Raw genomic sequence first — 18,624 nt, 5'->3', positions numbered from 1 at the left:
CGGAGAACCTGCACGGGAACCGTGCTGCCGAAGGGTTCGCTGGCCGGATGCCGCCGGCGAAGTGCTCGGCGTTGAGACCGCACCTGCATAATGGAGACTGCGCGATGGCGAACATGAACAGCTTTCCGCCCGACGTTGCAAAACGGGACGAGGCTTCCGAGGAATTCGAGAACGCTGCGGATACGGTGCGTGCCAAGGCATCGCAGCTTGCCGACAAGGCGAGCGAGACGGTCCGGGACGGCTATCACCGCGCCAAGGATGCGTTAGCCGAGACCGATCCCGTCGAACTGGCGCGGGAGGGAGGCGAAGCGGTCCGGGACGCGGTGGTGCGGCACCCCCTGGCGGCATTCGGCCTGGGTGCGCTCAGCGCCAGCCTCGTCGCCTGGGCGTGCCTGAGAGGCTCGTCTTCCTCCGGCTACGATCGCTACGTGCCGGATTATGGCCGTTGGGGCCGCCTGCTGCAGGGCTATGGCAATGATGCGGCCGATACCGGCGAGAGCGCGCTGCGAAGCGGCGAGAAATGGCTGCGCAGCCACAGCGGCACCGCGCAGGACTATGCCAACCAGGCGCGTGAATACGCCGACTATGGCGGTCGCATGCTGGCCCGGCGCGCTGAGCGCGAGCCGGTGGCCGCCCTGCTCGGCCTCGGTCTGGCCGTCTACGTGATCGGCTCGATGCTGTCGTCCTCGGGGGGGAAGGAGCCGGCGCCGGCGCGCAGGCGCAACAGCAAGAGCTGATCGCGCCGGCCCGCCGCCGAAACGGAAAAAGCCCTGCCGCATCGCTGCGGCAGGGCCCTTTTTGCGATCGCCCGCGGCTCAGGCCGCGGCCGAAGCCGAAATCACCACCAGTAACCGCCGCGGCGGCCGTAGTAGCCGCGGCCATAGTAACCGCGATTGGACGACGCGACGATCGCGCCGCCGACGACGCCGGCCGCGACACCCGCCGCGACGGCATTGCCGGCCTCGTTCGAAGCGCGGCGGTTTTCGACATAGTTCGCGGAGCGGCACTGCTGATAGGCTCGCGTGCCGGGGCGGAAACCCTGCGCTTCGCAGGTGATTTCGGCATCGGCGAGCGACTCCTGAGCAGTCTGGCAGCCGGCGAGCACCGCCGCCATAGCTCCGACGATCAGAATGGTACGCATTTTTAGTCCTTCTTTGCAGCCTCCCAACGGCCGTTGCGGACTAAAATGCAGGAGTTGGGGGAGGTCAAGCAAAAGCGCGATTACTGGGTTAAAACGATGTGCGAAGATGCTGCAATCTCGCAGTAATTGCGATTTTAGTGATTTTTCGCCGTTGTTATGGTGCCTCTTGGGAATGCAGGCGAGCCGGCCGAGTGCGCGGCGGGCGCCGTCCGTTAGCCCTTGCGGCCCGGTTTCTCGGGCTTCTCGGCCGGTTTTCCCGAGCGGATGAGAGATGCGATCTCCAGCGGCGGCATGCCGGACTTCTCGGCGATCAGCCGATCCTGCTCGAGGATGGCGTCGCGCGCCGGCTCGTCGCCGTCGAGGCCACCGAGCAGGGCGGTCGGGACCCGGCGGTTGGACCTGCGGGAGCCGTCGACATAGACGACGTCGAACATCACGAACTCGGCCTCGAGCGGCTTCGATTTCTTGCGGGCCATGACAGCCTCCTTTTCGGCAAGGACGGGACGGGCCGGGCGGCGATGCAGCCAAGGCCGGGGCCAGAGGCGAGGCCCGTCCGGACAATGATGGCGCGACGCCTAGACCATGGATCGCCGCGACGCAATGCGAGGGGCGCGACCCGGCTTCGCGCCGAGCGCTACGGCCCATTCTCGAGCGCGTTGCGCATCCGCCTCCGCCATACCTGTTGGCGCGCGCTTGAAATTGCGGCAAAGCGGCAGAACATGGCGCTTGCCGCTTTTGCCCGAGCCCCGAGGAAAGGCCCCGATGCCGCGACTCTTCCTGCTATCCACCCTGCTCGCCATCCCGCTGGTGCTGGGTGCCTGTGCGATCCCGACCTCGCGCTCGAACATCGTCGTGCTGACCGACAGCAAGGCCGTGGTCGAGCCCTGCCGGCAGATCGGCGAGATCGACGGTGCCTCCGAGCTGCACTCGATCCTGGTCCTCGACAAGGCACGCGACGCGACGCTGGCGCGCCTCAAGATAAGGGCGGCGGATATGGGCGGGACCCATGTCCTGACGCCGGTCGCCGACATCAAATGGAAAGGGCCGTCGACGAAGGGGATCGTGTACAAATGCGGTGCGTAATTTCGTGATGAAGCACGAGAGCACGGCGTCATCCCGGACAAGCTGCGAAGCAGCGCTGATCCGTGATGACGGCCAACCCTGTCAGGCAGGCAAGCCTAGCCCTTCGCCAGCCACTCATGCTCGGCGGCATTGTGGAACTTCCAGGTCCGCTTCGGGCCGGCCATGACGTTCAGGTAGTAAAGGTCGTAGCCGTGGCAGGTGGCGCAGGGGTGGTAGCCCTTCGGCACCAGCACGACGTCGCCGTCCTCGATCGCCATGGCTTCGTCGAGGCTGCGGTCGTCGGTGTAGACGCGCTGGAAGCCAAAGCCCTGCGGCGGGTTGAGGCGATGGTAATAGGTCTCTTCCAGATAGGATTCGCGCGGCAGGTCGTCCCGGTCGTGCTTGTGCGGCGGATAGCTCGACGTGTTGCCGGCGGGCGTGATGACCTCGACCACGAGGAGGGAGTCCGCGGGGTCAGTCTCGGGAAGGATGTTGGTGACGTGGCGGGTGTTCGAGCCCTTGCCGCGGATCTCCTGGCCGAGATCGTCCGGGCCGATGACGCGGATGGGGAGGCCACCCTTCAGGCCCGGCGCCGTGCAGACGGCGAGTTCGAGATCGGTCGTGGCCGTGACCGACCAGTCCGAATCCTGCGGCACATAGACCGACCAGGGCTTGCCCTCGAAGGGGGACATGCGGCTACCGAGCTCGCCCAGCGGCTTGCCGCCGGCCGCAACCGCGCCCTTGCCCGTGACGAAGACGAGGCAGGCCTCGCGGTTCTCCGTCCGCGCGGAGACCGTTTCGCCCGGCTTCAGGCGGTGCAGGTCGAAGCCGACATAGGTCCAGCCGGCGCTTTCCGGCGTGACATGGGTGACGAGGCCGCGGGTGCCGGCGGGGCGGATCTTGAGATGGGACATGGACGGTCTCCGACGCTGTCTTCGTATGGCTCGTCATGCTCGGGCTCGACCCGAGCATCTCCTGGGCGAGATTCTCGGGTCTGCGCTGCGCTTCGCCCGAGAATGACGGCCATCACACCAGCCCCGCTTCCTTGATGAAGCGCGAGAGATTTGCGTGACCGAGCTTGGCGTAAGTCAACGGTTCGGCCTTCTTCGGGTCCTGCTCGGCCTCGACCACGATCCAGCCGGAATAGCCCTGCAATTCCCTGAGCACACGGACATAGTCGATCAGCCCGTCGCCCGGCACGGTGTAGACGCCGGCGAGGACGGATTCGAGGAAGGACCAGTCTTCCTTGTTCGAGCGCCACATCACCGCCTCGCGGATGTCCTTGCAATGGACGTGGTGGATGCGCGGCTTCCAGTGGCGGGCGATGCGGGCCGGGTCGCCGCCGCCCCAGGTGGCGTGGCCGGTGTCGAGCAGCAAGCCGACGGCGTCGCCGGTCGCGGCCATGAAGCGGTCGATCTCGGCTTCGGTCTGCACCACCGTGCCCATGTGATGGTGGTAGACGAGCTGGAGGCCGTATTCGGCCTTCACCGCTTCGGCGAAGTTGGTGTAGCGCGCGCCGAAATCGGCCCAGCCGCCCTTGGGCAGGACGGGGCGGGCCGAGAGCGGCGTGGCGATGTCGGAATGGATCGCGTTCGAGGTTTCGGCCGCGATCAGGACCGAGCAGCCCATGTCGCGCAGCAGGGTCGCGTGGGCCTTCACCGCCTCCATCTCGGCGGCGACATCGCGGACGAGCAGCTCGGTCGAGTACCAGCCCGAGACGAGCGCATGGCCATGGGCATCGAGGATCGGCTTCAGCTTTCCGGCCTCGCGCGGGAACTTGTTGCCGAGCTCCATGCCGGTGAAGCCGGCTTCGCGAGCTTCCTTCAAGCAGGTTTCGAGCGGGATGTCGCCGCCGATCTCCAGCATGTCGTCATTCGACCAGCCGATGGGGTTCGCGCCGATGCGGATCATGTTCCAAATCTTTCCTGATGGCTGACTTGCCCGTCATTGCGAGAAGCGTCAGCGACGAAGCAATCCAGGGGACGTAGAACGCTTCCGCTCCTGGATTGCTTCGCTGCGCTCGCAATGACAATCATGGTTCACTCACCGACACGCTGCCGCTTCCGGCTGGCATCGTAATTCGCCCGCGCCTCTCGCACCTGCGCCCGCTCGCTTACCTCCGGCACCGCGACATCCCACCACGCGCCGCCGGCGGCGGTCGAGATCAGTGGGTCCGTGTCGATGACGACGACGGTGGTGCGGGTGTTGGCCTTCGCCTGCGCCAAGGCGGCTTCGAGTTCCGCGATCGAGGCGGCCTTGCTCGCGATCGCGCCGAGGCTCGCCGCATGCTGCACGAAGTCGATCGCGGGCAGGGCCTCGTGGCGGGCATCCTTGAGCAGGTTGTTGAAGCTCTCGCCGCCGGTCGCGTTCTGCAGCCGGTTGATGCAGCCGAAGCCGCGATTGTCGAGTAGCACGATGGTGAGCTTGAGGCCCAGCATCACCGAGGTCGCGATCTCGGAGTTCATCATCAGATAGGAGCCGTCGCCGAGCATGACGACGACCTCCCTGTCGGGCCGCGCCATTTTGGCGCCGAGGCCCCCGGCTATCTCGTAGCCCATGCAGGAATAGCCGTATTCGGCATGGTAGGAGCCGGGCCTGCCCGCCTGCCAGAGCTTGTGCAATTCGCCGGGCAGGCCGCCCGCGGCATGGAGCAGGATCACGTCCGAACCGAGCGCGCGCTGGACCGCGCCGATGACCTGCGCGTCCGAGGGCAGGGCGACATTGCTTGCGGCGGTCGCCTTCCCGGCCTCTTTGTGCCAATCGGCCTTGCCGGCGCGGGCGTTCGCGTTCCAGCTCTCGGGCGCCTGCCAGTTGCCGAGCGCCGCGAAGAGCTCCGTCAGGCCCTCGCGCGCGTCCGCGACCAGCGGCAGGGCCCGGTGCTTGCCGGCATCGAAGGGCTGGACGTTGAGGCCGATGATCGTCTTCTCCGCCGCGCCGAACAGGGCCCGGGAGCCGCTGGTGAAATCCTGCAGCCGCGTGCCCACCGCCAGGATGAGATCGGCCTCGGCGGCCAGGCGGTTGGCGGCGGTCGTGCCGGTGACGCCGATGGCTGCCATGTTGAGCGGGTTGTCGTCGGGCAGGGCGGACTTGCCGCCTTGCGTCTCGCAGACGGGGATGCCGGTTGCGGAGGCGAAACGGGCGAGATCGTCGGTCGCACCCGAATAGAGCACGCCGCCGCCGGCCACGATCAGTGGCTTGCGAGCCGATTTCAGTGCATCGGCCGCGGCCTTCAGCTCCTCGCGGTCGGGGCGGGGGCGGCGCGGCGTCCAGAGGCGCTCAGTGAAGAAGCTCTCGGGATAGTCATAGGCCTCGGCCTGCACGTCCTGGCAGAGCGCGAGGGTGACGGGGCCGCATTCTGCCGGATCGGTCAGCACCTGCATGGCGCGGGCGAGCGCCGGGATGATCTGCTCGGGCCGGGTGATGCGGTCGAAATAGCGCGAGACCGGCCTGAAGCAGTCGTTCGCGGAGACGGTGCCGTCGCCGAAATCCTCGACCTGCTGCAGGACCGGGTCCGGGATGCGGTTGGCGAAGACGTCGCCGGGGAGCAGCAGCACCGGCAGGCGGTTGACATGGGCGAGCGCCGCCGCGGTGACGAGATTGGTCGCGCCCGGGCCGATCGAGGTGGTCGCCGCCATGAAACGGCGGCGCATATTCGCCTTGGCATAGGCGATGGCCGCATGCGCCATGGCCTGCTCGTTATGGGCGCGGAAGGTCGGCAACTGCTCGCGCTCATGCCAGAGCGCCTCGCCGAGGCCGGCGACATTGCCGTGGCCGAAGATCGCCCAGACGCCACCGAAGATCGGCAGGCGCTGCCCGTCGATCTCGGTGATCTGGCGGCTGAGATAGCGCGTCAGCGCCTGCGCCATGGTGAGGCGGATGGTAGCGGTCATGGTCGTCGCTCCAGCGCGAAAGCTATGCGGCCTTGCGGCTGCGCGTGGCAAGCCAGAGGTCGGTCAGTCCCTCGAAACGCCGTGCCATGTCGGCGATGGCGGCTTCGTCGTCCATCCTGCCCGAAAGCCAGCCCTCGGCGGCATTCATGAAGATGGTGCGGCCGACGGCGAAGCCCTTGACGATGGGCGCCTCGGCGGTGGCGGCGAAGCCGGCTTCCAGCTCCTCGGCCGGGGCGTCGAGCCCGAGCAGGACGACGCCGCGGCACCAGGGATCATGCTTCGCGACGGTCGTCTCGATTGCGGCCCAGGCGGCGGGCGAGGCCTGCGTTTCGAGCTTCCACCAATCGGGTTTGATGCCGAGCGCGTAGAGTTCCTCCATCGCGCGGGCGACGGTGTCGTCGGCGAGGGGGCCGTTCTTGCCCGCGATGATCTCGACCAGCAATTCGCGGCCGACCTTGCGCGCGGCCTCGAACAGCCCCCGGAGCTTGTCCTGCTGGACCCGCTTCATCTCGGCGGAATCGTCCGGATGATAGAAGCACAGGCACTTGATGCAGTGGTCGACGGGCCATTCCGGCAGCAGCGAGCCGACGTCCTGGCTCGTCTCGAAGCGAAGCGGCCGCGAACCCGGCTGCTCAACCGGGCGGCCGAGCCAGGAGAAGGGATGGCGGGCGAATTCGAACATCGCTTCACGACCATGCTTCTCGTCGAGCAGCATGCCGTAGCCGGGGCGCCCGTTCGCGACGCGGGCCGCGGCCTTGACGGCGAGGACCTTGAAGGCGCCGAGCCGCGCCGGATCGGCGCCGAGCTTCGCGGCGAGTGCTTCCAGTTGCGCGCGATGATCGCAGGCCAGCGCCATCAGCGCGGGGATTTCGCACCGACGCGTCGTCGCCCAGTGGATGTGGTTGATCGCCTCGTCCTTGCGCAGGGCGCGGTGCTGGCTGCCATGTTCGAGGAAATACTGCAGCTCCGCGAAGGTCGGGCTCTCGGGCGAGCAGAGCAGGCGCGAGACGGCGAAGGCGCCGCAGGCATTGGCCCAGGTCGCGGCGGTCTGCAGGCTCTCGCCGCCGAGCCAGCCGCGCAGGAAGCCGGACATGAAGGCGTCGCCAGCGCCTAGCACGTTGTAAACCTCGATCGGGAAGCCCTTGCCGACGATGCCGGCCTCCAGGTCTTCGGGGATCGCGCCTTCATAGACGATGCAGCCCATCGGCCCGCGCTTGAGCACGATGGTCGCAGTGGAGAGGGCGCGGATCGTCTTCAGCGCCGGCAGCAATTCGCTTTCGCCGGACGCGATCAGCACCTCCTCCTCGGTGCCGACGATCAGGTCGCAGCCCGGCAGGACGGTTTTCATCCGGGCCGAAACGACATCTGAGGCAATGTAGCGGTTATCGCCCTCGGCATGGCCGGCGAGGCCCCAGAGATTGGGGCGATAGTCGATATCGAGCACGACCTTGCCGCCGGCCTCGCGCATCAGCTTCATTGCCTTGCGCTGGGCGGCCTCGGTGTTCGGCCGGGCGAAATGCGTGCCAGTGACGACGACGGCCCGCGCGCTCGCGATGAAGGCCGGGTCGATGTCGCCCTCCTCGAGCGCCATGTCGGCGCAGTTCTCGCGGTAGAACAGCAGCGGGAAGGATTTGTCGCTCTCGACCGAGAGGATGGCGAGCGCGGTCAGACGCTCGGGATCGGTCTTGAGCCCGTCGAGATTGACGCCTTCGCGGGCGAGCTGCTCGCGCAGGAAGCCGCCGAACTGCTCCTTGCCGACGCGGGTCAGCAGGGCCGAGCGCAGGCCGAGCCTGGCGGTGCCGATCGCGATATTGGCCGGGCAGCCGCCGACCGATTTGGCGAAGCTGGTGACGTCCTCGAGCCGCGAGCCGATCTGCTGGCCGTAGAGATCGACCGAGGCGCGCCCGATGGTGATGACGTCGAGCGGCTGCGCCGGCACGCCTTGCGATCCCGCCATAGTGTCCTCCGGCTCCATGCCCTGACGCCCGCCGGATTCTAAGCTGCCGGTGATGCTGTTGCGTATGAAATGACGGTTCTAAGAAACAGTCAATTCGGAACGTATGTTCCTGATTGATCCCCCTTCGCGGGATGCCGCCTTAGCCCCGGGTGCGCGTCTTGGCGGGCTTGCGGTCGCGGCGGGCATCGCCGACGCCGACCGCAAGCGCCATGGACAGCGCCATGGTCGCGGAGAGGGTGCGGAAGCCGCCGAAATCCGCCTCCGCGACCTCGAACCAGATCGTCGCGAACTGGACCAGCGGCGAAAAGGCGCTGTCGGTGATGGCGATGACCGGGACGCCGCGCTCGGCCAGCGCGCGCGCCTCGTCGATGGTTTCGGCCGTATAGGGCGAGAAGCTGACCGCCAGCCCGATATCGCGCTTCGTGGCGAAGGAGAGAATCTCGGGGCTGAGGCCTGCAGCCGATTCGACCATCTGGTAGCGGACGCCGAGCTTGCCGAGCGCATAGGCCATGTAGCTCGCGACCGGATAGGAGCGCCGGCGGGCGAGGATGTAGATCGTTTCGGCGCCGGCGAGCGCCGCGATCGCCCGGTCCAGCGTGCCGTCGTCCAGCGAGCGGGCCATCTGGTCGAGCGAGGTGCCGGAGGCGGAGAGGAAGCCTTCAAGAATGCGGTGATTCGCGCCGTTGCCGCCGACATCGGCCCGCAATGCACTCAGGCGCTCCTCATAGCTCGAATTGCGCTCGCGCAGGCGCTCGCGGAAGACGGTCTGCAGGCTGGTGAACCCGTCGAAGCCGAGCTGCTGGGCGAAGCGCACTAGGGTGGAAGGCTGGACGCTGGCGGCGATCGCGATGCTGGCTGCCGTGCCGAAGGCGATCTCGTCGGGATTGTCGAGCGCATAGGCCGCCACCTGGGCGATCCGCTTCGGCAGCGTGTCGCGGCGGCCGAGGATCAGCGCCCTCAGCGCGTCGAAATCGCGCGGGAGCGAGGGGGGCGTCCCCTTTTCCATCAAAGAAGTCTCCCGGTCGGAACGTCCGCCCTCCTTCTGGCAGTAGGGCTGGAATGGATCAAGTGTTCCATTGCCGGTATGAAATATCTATTTGCTGCGGGGCGGCCTCAGCCGATGCCGACCGAGCAGGTCTGCCCGCCATCGACCGGCAGGCAGACGCCGGTGATGAACTTCGCCTCGTCGGAGGCGAGGAAGACCGCGGCGTTGGCGATGTCCCAGGCGGTGCCCATCTTGCCCATCGGCACGAGCGCGTCGCGGGCGGCGACCATCTCCTCGGCCGAGGCGTACTGACCGGAAATCTGCTTGTAGATCATCGGGGTGTCGATCAGGCCGGGCATGATGCAGTTTGCCCGGATGCCCTGCCGGGCATATTGCATGGCCAGCGCGACGGTCGCCTGGTTCACCGCGGCCTTGGTCGCGTAATAGGCGAAATAGGGATAGCCGACCCAGCGGACCGCGGCGATCGAGGAGATGTTGACGATCGCGCCGCCGCCACCGCTGAGCATATGCGGGATCACGGCCTTTGAGCAGCGGTAGACCGGGCCGAGATTGAGATCGAGCGCCGCCTTGAACTGCTCCTCGGAAAGCTCGACCGGCCCGCCCATATGGGTCACGCCGACATTGTTGTGCAGGATGTTGATGCGGCCGAAGCGCGTCATCGTGGCGGCGACGGCGGCCTCGATGGAGTCCTGCTGCGTGACGTCGGCGCCAAGCGCGATGGCGATGCCGCCCTCTCCCTCGATGATCGCGGCGGTCTCGTCGGCCGCCGCCTGGCTGATGTCGATGCAGGCGACGCGGGCGCCCTCGCGGGAATAGGCGACGGCGGCTGCCTTGCCGTTGCCCCAGCCCGGCCCCGAGGAGCCGGCACCGAAGACGATGGCGATCTTGCCCTTGAGGCGGTCTGCCATGGTTGTCAGTCTTTCCGTGGGCGTAGCGCAGCTGCGTCGAGGAAGCCCGTCATGCTCGGGCTCGACCCGAGCATCTCGAAAACCAGAACGAACTGGTCATGAGATTCTCGGGTCGCCGCTTGCGCGGCGCCCGAGAATGACGGGGGTGGTCGGCAATCAGCTCAGCGAGCCGCCGACGGCCTTCTCCAGGATGGCCCAGGCCTCGTCGCCGTACTTCTTCTTCCACTCGGCGTAGAAGCCGGCCTTGCGGAGCGCCTCCCGGAAGGGCTCGGCCTTGGTTTCGTTGATGGTCATGCCCTTCGAAGCGAGTTCGCCCTGCAGGCCGGCATTGAGCTTGGCGACGTCGGCGCGCTCGAGTTCTGCGGCGGCATTGAGGTTCTTCGCGACGATGGCGCGCAGGTCCTCCGGCAGGCGCTCCCAGGCGCGCTTGTTGCCGAGGAACCAGAAGCCGTCCCACATATGGTTGGTCAGCGAGAGGTACTTCTGCACCTCGAACAGCTTGGCGGTCGAGATGATCGCCAGCGGGTTCTCCTGGCCATCGACCACATGGGTCTGCAGCGCGGTGTAGACCTCGGCGAAGTTGATCGAGGCCGGGGCCGACTGGAAGGCGGTGAACATCGAGGTCCAGAGCGGCGAGACCGGCACGCGGATCTTGAAGCCCTTGAGGTTCTCCGGGGTGTTGATCGGGCCCTTCGACGAGGTCATCTGGCGGAAGCCGTTGTCCCAGATCTTGTCCATGACGACGAGGTTCGCCTTGCCGATCTGGCCGCGGACGTAAGCCCCCAGCTCGCCGTCCATCGCCTTCCAGACGGCGTCGTAGTTCGGGAAGGCGAAGCCGATGCCGGAGACCGAGGCGTTCGGCACCAGCGTCGAAAGGATCAGCGGCGAGAGGGTGAAGAACTCGACGCCGCCGGAGCGGACCTGGCTCAGCATGTCGGTGTCGGAGCCGAGCTGGTTGTTCGGGAAGATCTGGATCGCGACGCGGCCCTTGGTCTCGGCCTTGATCTTCTCCACCGCCTCGTTGGCGCGCACGTTCATCGGGTGCGCGACGGGCAGGTTGTTGGCGTATTTGTAGGAGAATTCCGGCGTCTGCGCGTAGGCGCCGCCGATGTGGAAGGTGCCGATGGCGGAGGCGGCGGCAGTGCCCTGCAACAGGGTCCGGCGTGAAATGATCATGAGCGTTTCTCCTCGAGGCTGTCTGTTTTTCTTGTGGCAGGCGTTGAGCTTACAGCACCCAGGTCGAGAGGCCGGGGACGAGGGCGATGACGACGAGGCCGACGAGCAGCGCGATGAGATAGGGCCAGATCGCGCCCATCGCCTCGTCTGGCGAGACGTTGCCGATCTTGCAGGCGATGTAGAAGCCGATGCCGATCGGCGGCGTCATCAGGCCGATGTTCATCGCGGTGACCACGACCATCGAATAATGGATGTCGTTGATGCCGAGATTCTTGGCGATCGGGAACATCAGCGGCGCCATCAGCACGATCGCCGGCAGCCCCTCGAGCACGCAGCCGAGGATCAGGAAGACGACGATCGTCACCGCCATGAAGGTGAGCCAGCCGCCGGGCAGGCCGATCATGACGTTGGCGAGGTCGCGGGCGAAGCCGGTCTGCGTCAGGGCCCAGGCCATGGCGAGCGCGGTGCCGAGGATCATCAGGATCGCGCCCGAGAGCGCGGCCGTCTCCACGAACATCGCGTAGAACTTCCGCGGGCTGATGCCGCCATAGAGGATCATGCCGATGATCAGCGCGTAGAGCACCGCGATCGTCGAGACCTCGGTCGCGGTCGCGATGCCGCCGCCGACCGCGCCGCGGATGATGAAGGGCAGCACCAGCGCCGGCCCCGCGATCAGGGCCGTCTTGCCGATCACCGACAGCGAGGCCCGGCGCACGCCCTTGAGGTCCTCGTGCCGCGCCTTCCAGCGCGCAAGGATCGCAAGCGCCAGCAGCAGCACCATGGCGATGGCGAAGCCGGCGTTGAACAGGCCTGCGATCGAGACGCCTGCGACCGAGCCGAGCACGATCAGCACGATCGAGGGCGGCACGGTGTCGGCCATCGCAGCGCCGGTGGAGAGCAGCGCGATCAGCTCCTTGGGCTTGTAGCCGCGCCGCTTCATCTCCGGAAAGAGAGCCGGGGCCACGGTCGCCATGTCGGAGACCTTGGAGCCCGAGATGCCCGAGACCAGGAAGAGCGAGCCGAGCAGCACATAGGACATGCCGGCGCGGACATGGCCGAGCATCGAGGCGAGGAAATCGACGATCGCCTTGCCCATGCCGGTGGCATCGAGCACGCAGCCGAGCAGCACGAAGATCGGCACCGAGAGCAGGATGATGCTCGACATGCCCTCGTCCATGCGGCCGACCATGACGATCATCGGCACGCTGGTGGAGAAGGCGAGGAAGCAGAGCGTGCCCATGCCGAAGCAGAAGGCGATCGGCACGCCGGCGACGAGGCAGAGCGCGACCACGCCGAGCAGGAAGATCAGGATGTTGCCGTAGCCCAGCCCCTTGAACACCGGCGTCAGCAGCCAGCAGGCCACGCCGATGGCGACGATCAGCGCCGCGGCGAGGACGAGGTCGCGCAGCGTCGAGGTTCGCACCGCATGGCGCAACGCCAGCACCGTCATCAGGCCGATGCCGGTGGCGATGGCGGAGACGCGCCAGCTGTTGGGAATGTTGAGCGCTGCCGAAGTGACGAAGCTCTCCTCGATCGCATAGTCGATCGCCGGATAGATCATCGCCAGCAGGAAGGCCGCGACCACCAGCAGCGCGAGGGTGTTGGTGAAGCCGCGCAGCCGCTCCGGCATCATCCCGACGAAGAGCGTGAGCCGCAGATGCTCGTTGCGGTCGATGGCGATGGCCGAGCCGAGCATGGCGAGCCAGAGGAACGAGATCGAGGCGACCTCGTCGATCCAGATAACCGGCAGGGAGAAGACGTAGCGCGAGGTCACGCCGAGCAGCAGCACGGAGATGATCAGCACGACCAGGGCGGCCGCGACGAATTCCACCGGGCGCATGAAGGGCGATCCCGGACGGACATCGTCCAGGTCGGAGAGGTCCTCGGGAAGGGCGATCTTGTCGGCGACGTCGACCATGGCCTCGGCTCAGCTCCGGGCGATGGCGCGGCGCATGGCGACCATCGGGTCGGCCAGCGGCGCGGTAGCGGGCACGGAGCCGGCGCCCTTGCGGGTTGCCTGCATCGACATCGGTTCTTCCTCCCATGCGCGTCGATCTCTGGGTGGCTTGTTAAGCAGCCGTCGACGCGGTCCATACTGTGATCGAGATCACGTCAGACCGGCGCGGAGATTACACGACGGCGACCGCATTGCAATCCGGCAGGGGGCAATCTACGCTCCTTCGACAAGAACAAGGTCCATAACGTGGATCGCTTCGAGGAAGCTCAAAGGTGCCACAATCTCACGAGGCGCGCGCCGGGTCGTCCGGTTCGCAGAGCGTCGACCGCGCTCTGCGGCTGCTCGCGCTGATCGGCCGGGAGCCGGCCGGCGGATTGCCGCTCGCCGAGATCGTGACGGGCAGCGGCCTCAACAAGCCGACGGCACGGCGGCTGCTCCTGGCGCTGATCCGGGCCGGCCTCGTCGAGCAGGAGCCGCAGACGCGGCATTATTGCCTCGGCGAGGAGGCTTTCGTGCTCGGGGTTCTGGCGGCACGCCGGCACGGGCTGCTCGAACTCGCGATGGAGAGCCTGCGCCGGTTGTCCGACGTGACGATGGATACGAGCTTCCTCTCGATCCGGCGCGAAAACTATTCCGTCTGCCTGCATCGCGAGGAGGGCACCTTTCCGGTGCGAACGCATGCGCTGCAGACCGGGCAGCAGCACCCGCTCGGTGTCGGCGCGGGCTCGCTGGCCATGCTGGCTGCGCTGGCCGACGACGATGTGGACCGCATCATCGCCGCCAATGCGCCGGTCCTGATGACGCAATATCCGGGCTTCGCGCCCGAGTTCATCCGCGGCGATCTCGCGCTGGCGCGGCAGCGCGGCTTTGCGGTCAATCCGGGTCGCCTCGTCGCCAGTTCCTGGGGCATCGGCGTCGCCTTCCGCTATCCCGACGGGCGCGTCGCGGGAGCGCTCAGCCTGGCCGCGATCGACAGCCGCATGCAGCCGGCGCGACAGGAGGAGCTCGCGGGCCATCTCGCACCGGAGGTGGCGCGGATGGAGCGCCTGCTGGCCGAGATGTTCGTGTCGCAAAGCAAGGTCGTGGGCCGGCCTGTGCCGATCGAAGCGAGGCGTGCGTGACGGGCGGCGCCTTGTTTCGAAGCTCACTTCGGGTTGAATTCAAGGCGCGCGTCATCCTGGGCGACCCCTCGGGTCCGACCTTCGGCCGGCCCAAGGACAGGCTCCGGGAGACCCGGGATCCATGCCTGACCCCTTCCGGAATGGCTCCCGGCTCTGCGCTGCGCTTCGCCCGGGACGACCGCGCGATTGATATGGGCGCCGGAGCCATCTCGAAGATCGATTCATTCGCCTCTCGCCATGGGAGTAACTGACGTGGCTGCACCAACTGTTTCCCCTCCTCGCGGCGGTGTCGCGCCAATGACGCGGCGGGTGATGAATATCGGCCATATCGCCGCCCAGAATGCGCGGCGCCTGGCGGAGCGGCCGGCCTTCATCTGGGGCGAGCTGACGCTGACATGGGCCGAGCTCGACGCGCAGGTCTCCGCGCTTGCCGCGGGCCTGCGGGCGCGCGGCATCGGCAAAGGGGACCGCATCCTGGTCCATTCCAAGAACTGCGACGCGATGTTCGTCTCGATGTTCGCGACCTTCCGGCTCGGTGCCGTCTGGGTGCCGACGAATTTCAGGCTGCTGCCGGACGAAGTCGCCTATCTCTCGACCTCGTCGGGAGCGAAGGCCTGCCTCTGTCATGGCGATTTCCCCGAACATGCGGCGGCGGTTGCGGCAGCGACACCTGCGCCGGACTTCACCTGGCGCATCGGGGCTGGCAGCTTCGGCGAGGCCGAGGTCGGCGAGGTCATCGCGCGGCATCGCGGCGAGCGCGTCACCGACGTCGCCGTCGAGCATGACGATCCCTGCTGGTTCTTCTTCACCTCCGGCACCACGGGGCGCTCGAAGGCGGCGGTGCTGACCCATGGCCAGATGGGCTTCGTCATCACCAACCATCTCTGCGATCTCGTGCCGGGCACGACGGATGCCGATTGCTCGCTGGTGGTCGCGCCGCTCTCACACGGCGCCGGCGTGCACCAGCTGATGCTGGCGGCGCGCGGCGCGGCGACGATCCTGCTGCCGACCGAGCGCTTCGACATCGACGAAGCGTACAGGCTGATCGCGCGCCATCGCGTCACCAGCCTGTTCACGGTGCCGACGATCCTGAAGATGCTGGTCGAGCATCCCGCGGTCGACAGCCATGACCATTCCTCGCTGCGCTACGTCATCTATGCCGGTGCGCCGATGTATCGCGAGGACCAGAAGCGGGCGCTCGGCAAGCTCGGCAAGGTGCTGGTGCAGTATTTCGGGCTGGGCGAGGTCACCGGCAACATCACCGTTCTGCCGACCTATCTGCACGAAGCCGAGGACGGACCTGATGCGCGCGCCGGAACCTGCGGCTTCGCCCGCACCGGCATGCAGGTGCAGATCCAGGACGATGCGGGGCAGGAGGTCGAGCCGGGCGTGCAGGGCGAGATCTGCGTCATCGGCCCCGCCGTCTTCGCCGGCTATTACGACAACCCCGAAGCCAATGCGAAGTCGTTCCGCGACGGCTGGTTCCGCACCGGCGATCTCGGCCATATGGACGAGCAAGGCTTCGTCTACATCACCGGCCGCGCCTCGGACATGTACATCTCCGGCGGATCGAACATCTATCCGCGCGAGATCGAGGAGAAGATCCTGACGCACCCCGCGATCGTCGAGGTCGCGGTGCTCGGCCTGCCCGATCCTGTCTGGGGCGAGATCGGTGTCGCGGTCTGCGTCTGCCGGGCCGGGGAACAGGCGAGCGAGGCCGAGATCGCCGGTTTCCTCTCCGAGAAGATCGCCCGCTACAAGATGCCGAAGCGCTTCTTCTTCTGGGAGGCGCTGCCGAAATCGGGCTACGGCAAGGTGCCCAAGCGCCTCGTCCGCGACGAGCTGGAAGCGCGCGGCGAGCTCGAATGGCTCAAGGGGAAGGCGTCGTGAGGCAAATCGAGCAGCCCGGCATCGGTACGGCGGAGCGCATCCAGTGGGTCGAGACCCATGGGCTCGCCTTCCCGGTGACGCTGCAGGCCGGGCTGCCACTGCTCGAAGCCGTGCGCCGCAGCTTCGCGGCGGCGGGTTTCACCTCGGGCGTGGCGAAGCTCGACGGGCTCGCGCTCGCGCCTTTCGCCTATGTCATGCCGGCGCTCGCGAAGACGCCGGAGCATGCGGCCTTCTACAGCGAGACCTTTCGGCCGGCGGGCGTGGCGCGGATCGAGACTGGCGCGATGACCTTCGGCCAGCGCGATGGCGTGCCCTTCTTCCATGCCCATGGTCTCTGGACCGAGGGCGACGGCAAGCGCGGCGGCGGGCATGTCCTGCCAGACGAGACGATGGTCGCCGAGCCGATCACGTTGCCGGCCGTCGGGCTCGACGGGGCGGCCTTCGTCGCCGAGCCGGACAGCGAGACGAATTTCAAGCTGTTCGGGCCGAAGCCCGCGGGGCTGCTCGATGCGACACGGAACGGGCGCTTCTTCGCGCTCAGGGTGAAGCCGAACGTCGATTTCTGCGAGGCTCTGGAGGGTTTCTGCGCCGAGCGTCAGATTCGCGAGGCTGTCATCCATGGCGGCGTCGGATCGACCATCGGGGCGCGCTTCGAGGATGGCGGGGCGGTCGAGAATTTCGCCACGGAGGTCGCGATCACGTCCGGGCGGATCGTCGGCGGCGAGGCCGAGATCGACGTCGCGCTGGTCGATTTCACGGGCGCCATGGCGAGCGGGCGGCTCAAGCGCGGCGACAACCCGGTGCTGATGACCTTCGAACTGGTGCTGGAGGTGAATTGACCTTCGCTTCCCCGCGCCCTTCCTTCACCCCTCCCGCTTCCGTACTGCCTCCATATCCCGCAGATCCTTCCGCCTGATCTTGCCCGTCGCGGTCATCGGCAGCTCCGTCACGAACTCGACCTCGCGTGGATATTGATATGCCGCCAGCCGCTCTCGCACGAATGCCTGGATTTCGGCGGCCAGTTCCTCCGTCGGCATAACGCCGGGCTTCGGCAGGACGAAGGCCTTGACCACCTCCGTGCGCACCGGATCCGGCACGCCGACGACCGCGACCATCAGAACAGCCGGATGGCGGATGATGCAGTCCTCGATGTCGCCCGGGCCGATGCGGTAGGAACCCGAGGAGATGATGTCGTCGTCGCGGCCCTGGAACCAGAAATAGCCGTCCTCGTCGCAGGTGCCGGTGTCGCCGGTGAGCAGCCAGTCGCCGGCGAATTTTGCCGCCGTCGCCTCGGGCTGGCGCCAGTATTCCAGCATCATCACGGGATCGGGCCTGGCGACCGCAATCAGCCCGGCCTCGCCCGGAGGCAATGGCTCGCCTTCGGCCGAGACGACTGCGACGCGATGGCCCGGCACTGCGCGGCCCATCGAGCCCCGCCTGATCGGGAACAAGCTTTCGCAATTGGCGACGAGCAGGTTGGCCTCGGTCTGGCCGTAGAACTCGTTGACGGCGAAGCCGAAGGTCTCAGCGCTCCAGTCGAGCATGTCGGCGCCGAGCGTTTCGCCGCCGCTGCCGATCGAGCGCATCGCGTAACCGAAACGGCGAGGATCGCGGACCTGGCGCATCAGCTTCAGCGCCGTCGGAGGCAGGAAGGCGTTCCGGACCTTGTGCCGCGCCATCAGCGCGAAGGCGGCCTCGGGATCGAATTTGCGGGCGCGCGAGGCGAGCACGGGAACGCCGCAACAGAGGCTCGGCAGTAGGACATCGAGCAGGCCGCCGATCCAGGCCCAGTCGGCTGGGGTCCAGAACAGGTCGCCGGCCTGAGGAAAGAAGGATTGCGGCACCTGCACGCCCGGCAGATGGCCGAGCAGGACGCGATGGGCATGGAGCGCGCCCTTTGGCTTACCGGTGGTGCCGGAGGTGTAGATGATCAGGGCCGGGTCGTCGGCGCGGGTATCGACGGGCGCGAAGGTGTCCGAAGCTTTTGCCATCTCGGTCGCGAAGTCGAGATGGCCTGTGCCGGCACCGTCGATGACGAAGATGCGCCTCAGATCGGGGAGAGCGTCTCGAATCTCCTCGACCTTGCCGATGTTCTCGCCATCCGTGATCAGCGCCGCGGCGCCGCTGTGCTGCAGCCTGTGCTCAAGCGCCTCGGGGCCGAACTGGATGAAGAGCGGCAGCGCGATGCCGCCGAGCTTGTAGACGGCGAGATGCGCCATCGCGGTTTCCGGCCGCTGCGGCAGCAGGATGCCGACGCGCTCGCCCGGCCCGATGCCATGGCCGCGCAACATGTTCGCGAGCTTGTTCGAGGCGCGTTTCAGTTCGTCGAAGGAGATGGTCGCGATGCCGTTCTCGCCATCCTCGTAGATCAGCGCAGGCTTGCCGCTGCCATCGGCATGGCGGTCGCAGGCGGCGACGCCGATGTTGAAGCGTTCGGGGACCCGCCAGGCGAAGGCGTCCACTGTCTCGCGATAGGTCGCGCGGCGTTCGAGCATCATTGTCCTTCCGGCCAAACC

Annotated in this window: 16 protein-coding genes; 5 read left to right on the top strand and 11 right to left on the bottom strand. The window is 67.2% G+C overall.

All coding sequences use genetic code 11. The features are described from left to right. Positions 1 to 104 precede the first annotated feature (104 nt). Positions 105 to 737: a hypothetical protein gene (locus tag ASE63_RS05250; RefSeq protein WP_056797571.1), complete on the top strand. Its 633-nt coding sequence runs from the start codon at positions 105 to 107 to the stop codon at positions 735 to 737. Positions 738 to 838: 101 nt separating this feature from the next. On the opposite strand, the gene ASE63_RS05245 is transcribed toward ASE63_RS05250, so the two are convergent. Further along, positions 839 to 1,141: a hypothetical protein gene (locus ASE63_RS05245; protein ID WP_056797568.1), complete on the bottom strand. Its 303-nt coding sequence runs from the start codon at positions 1,139 to 1,141 to the stop codon at positions 839 to 841. A gap of 212 nt (positions 1,142 to 1,353) precedes the next feature. After that, the gene (locus tag ASE63_RS05240) at positions 1,354 to 1,617 is read right to left on the bottom strand and encodes a hypothetical protein (protein WP_056797566.1); all 264 of its coding nucleotides are present in this window, start codon (positions 1,615 to 1,617) and stop codon (positions 1,354 to 1,356) included. A 286-nt stretch (positions 1,618 to 1,903) separates the two neighbouring features. On the opposite strand from ASE63_RS05240, the gene ASE63_RS05235 reads away from it, so the two are divergent. Then, positions 1,904 to 2,224, top strand: coding sequence for a hypothetical protein (locus ASE63_RS05235; protein ID WP_056797563.1), 321 nt, complete (start codon positions 1,904 to 1,906; stop codon positions 2,222 to 2,224). 95 nt (positions 2,225 to 2,319) lie between these two features. Here the strand turns inward: ASE63_RS05235 and iolB are convergent, their stop codons facing one another. From iolB to ASE63_RS05195, 8 genes are all read right to left on the bottom strand, one after another. Beyond that, positions 2,320 to 3,117: a 5-deoxy-glucuronate isomerase gene (gene iolB, locus ASE63_RS05230; protein WP_056797560.1), complete on the bottom strand. Its 798-nt coding sequence runs from the start codon at positions 3,115 to 3,117 to the stop codon at positions 2,320 to 2,322. A 112-nt stretch (positions 3,118 to 3,229) separates the two neighbouring features. Next, positions 3,230 to 4,114: a myo-inosose-2 dehydratase gene (iolE, locus tag ASE63_RS05225; protein WP_056797555.1), complete on the bottom strand. Its 885-nt coding sequence runs from the start codon at positions 4,112 to 4,114 to the stop codon at positions 3,230 to 3,232. Between the two features lie 128 nt (positions 4,115 to 4,242). Continuing rightward, positions 4,243 to 6,093, bottom strand: coding sequence for a 3D-(3,5/4)-trihydroxycyclohexane-1,2-dione acylhydrolase (decyclizing) (iolD, locus tag ASE63_RS05220; protein WP_056797553.1), 1,851 nt, complete (start codon positions 6,091 to 6,093; stop codon positions 4,243 to 4,245). A 22-nt stretch (positions 6,094 to 6,115) separates the two neighbouring features. Beyond that, positions 6,116 to 8,050: a 5-dehydro-2-deoxygluconokinase gene (iolC, locus tag ASE63_RS05215; RefSeq protein WP_056797733.1), complete on the bottom strand. Its 1,935-nt coding sequence runs from the start codon at positions 8,048 to 8,050 to the stop codon at positions 6,116 to 6,118. A gap of 139 nt (positions 8,051 to 8,189) precedes the next feature. Further along, positions 8,190 to 9,056, bottom strand: coding sequence for a MurR/RpiR family transcriptional regulator (locus tag ASE63_RS05210; RefSeq protein ID WP_056797550.1), 867 nt, complete (start codon positions 9,054 to 9,056; stop codon positions 8,190 to 8,192). A gap of 107 nt (positions 9,057 to 9,163) precedes the next feature. Next, entirely contained in the window at positions 9,164 to 9,964 is an 801-nt protein-coding gene (locus ASE63_RS05205) for an SDR family oxidoreductase (RefSeq protein WP_056797546.1), read from the bottom strand. A 156-nt stretch (positions 9,965 to 10,120) separates the two neighbouring features. After that, positions 10,121 to 11,140 (bottom strand): TRAP transporter substrate-binding protein, encoded by a 1,020-nt coding sequence (locus tag ASE63_RS05200; RefSeq protein ID WP_056797543.1) that lies wholly within the window; start codon positions 11,138 to 11,140, stop codon positions 10,121 to 10,123. A gap of 49 nt (positions 11,141 to 11,189) precedes the next feature. Further along, positions 11,190 to 13,058 (bottom strand): TRAP transporter large permease subunit, encoded by a 1,869-nt coding sequence (locus ASE63_RS05195; RefSeq protein ID WP_056797539.1) that lies wholly within the window; start codon positions 13,056 to 13,058, stop codon positions 11,190 to 11,192. A gap of 311 nt (positions 13,059 to 13,369) precedes the next feature. Here ASE63_RS05195 and ASE63_RS05190 point away from each other — a divergent pair, with 311 nt between their 5' ends. The 3 genes from ASE63_RS05190 (at position 13,370) to ASE63_RS05180 (ending at position 16,947) form a co-directional block, all read left to right on the top strand. Further along, positions 13,370 to 14,218, top strand: a complete 849-nt coding sequence (locus tag ASE63_RS05190) for an IclR family transcriptional regulator (protein WP_056797536.1) — start codon at positions 13,370 to 13,372, stop codon at positions 14,216 to 14,218. Positions 14,219 to 14,455: 237 nt separating this feature from the next. After that, positions 14,456 to 16,108: an acyl-CoA synthetase gene (locus tag ASE63_RS05185; protein WP_082609672.1), complete on the top strand. Its 1,653-nt coding sequence runs from the start codon at positions 14,456 to 14,458 to the stop codon at positions 16,106 to 16,108. Next, a complete protein-coding gene (locus ASE63_RS05180; protein WP_056797530.1) occupies positions 16,105 to 16,947 on the top strand; it encodes a DUF296 domain-containing protein in 843 nt (280 codons plus the stop codon). The genes ASE63_RS05185 and ASE63_RS05180 overlap by 4 nt, the downstream gene beginning before the upstream one ends. 24 nt (positions 16,948 to 16,971) lie before the next feature. Here ASE63_RS05180 and ASE63_RS05175 read toward each other — a convergent pair whose 3' ends face one another. Beyond that, entirely contained in the window at positions 16,972 to 18,603 is a 1,632-nt protein-coding gene (locus ASE63_RS05175; RefSeq protein ID WP_056797729.1) for an acyl-CoA synthetase, read from the bottom strand. Positions 18,604 to 18,624: the final 21 nt, after the last annotated feature.

Source organism: Allobosea sp. Root381 (genome assembly GCF_001429395.1).
Lineage (GTDB): Bacteria > Pseudomonadota > Alphaproteobacteria > Rhizobiales > Beijerinckiaceae > Allobosea.
Note: the sequence above shows the minus strand (reverse complement) of the source record. Positions and strands in the feature narration are given on the sequence as shown.

What these genes read in the sequence shown, in the direction of transcription:
- ASE63_RS05250 (WP_056797571.1), top strand. Translation starts at nt 105, where the DNA reads ATGGCGAACATGAACAGCTTTCCGCCCGACGTTGCAAAACGGGACGAG.
- ASE63_RS05245 (WP_056797568.1), bottom strand. Translation starts at nt 1,141, where the DNA reads ATGCGTACCATTCTGATCGTCGGAGCTATGGCGGCGGTGCTCGCCGGC.
- ASE63_RS05240 (WP_056797566.1), bottom strand. Translation starts at nt 1,617, where the DNA reads ATGGCCCGCAAGAAATCGAAGCCGCTCGAGGCCGAGTTCGTGATGTTC.
- ASE63_RS05235 (WP_056797563.1), top strand. Translation starts at nt 1,904, where the DNA reads ATGCCGCGACTCTTCCTGCTATCCACCCTGCTCGCCATCCCGCTGGTG.
- iolB (WP_056797560.1), bottom strand. Translation starts at nt 3,117, where the DNA reads ATGTCCCATCTCAAGATCCGCCCCGCCGGCACCCGCGGCCTCGTCACC.
- iolE (WP_056797555.1), bottom strand. Translation starts at nt 4,114, where the DNA reads ATGATCCGCATCGGCGCGAACCCCATCGGCTGGTCGAATGACGACATG.
- iolD (WP_056797553.1), bottom strand. Translation starts at nt 6,093, where the DNA reads ATGACCGCTACCATCCGCCTCACCATGGCGCAGGCGCTGACGCGCTAT.
- iolC (WP_056797733.1), bottom strand. Translation starts at nt 8,050, where the DNA reads ATGGCGGGATCGCAAGGCGTGCCGGCGCAGCCGCTCGACGTCATCACC.
- ASE63_RS05210 (WP_056797550.1), bottom strand. Translation starts at nt 9,056, where the DNA reads ATGGAAAAGGGGACGCCCCCCTCGCTCCCGCGCGATTTCGACGCGCTG.
- ASE63_RS05205 (WP_056797546.1), bottom strand. Translation starts at nt 9,964, where the DNA reads ATGGCAGACCGCCTCAAGGGCAAGATCGCCATCGTCTTCGGTGCCGGC.
- ASE63_RS05200 (WP_056797543.1), bottom strand. Translation starts at nt 11,140, where the DNA reads ATGATCATTTCACGCCGGACCCTGTTGCAGGGCACTGCCGCCGCCTCC.
- ASE63_RS05195 (WP_056797539.1), bottom strand. Translation starts at nt 13,058, where the DNA reads ATGGTCGACGTCGCCGACAAGATCGCCCTTCCCGAGGACCTCTCCGAC.
- ASE63_RS05185 (WP_082609672.1), top strand. Translation starts at nt 14,456, where the DNA reads ATGGGAGTAACTGACGTGGCTGCACCAACTGTTTCCCCTCCTCGCGGC.
- ASE63_RS05175 (WP_056797729.1), bottom strand. Translation starts at nt 18,603, where the DNA reads ATGCTCGAACGCCGCGCGACCTATCGCGAGACAGTGGACGCCTTCGCC.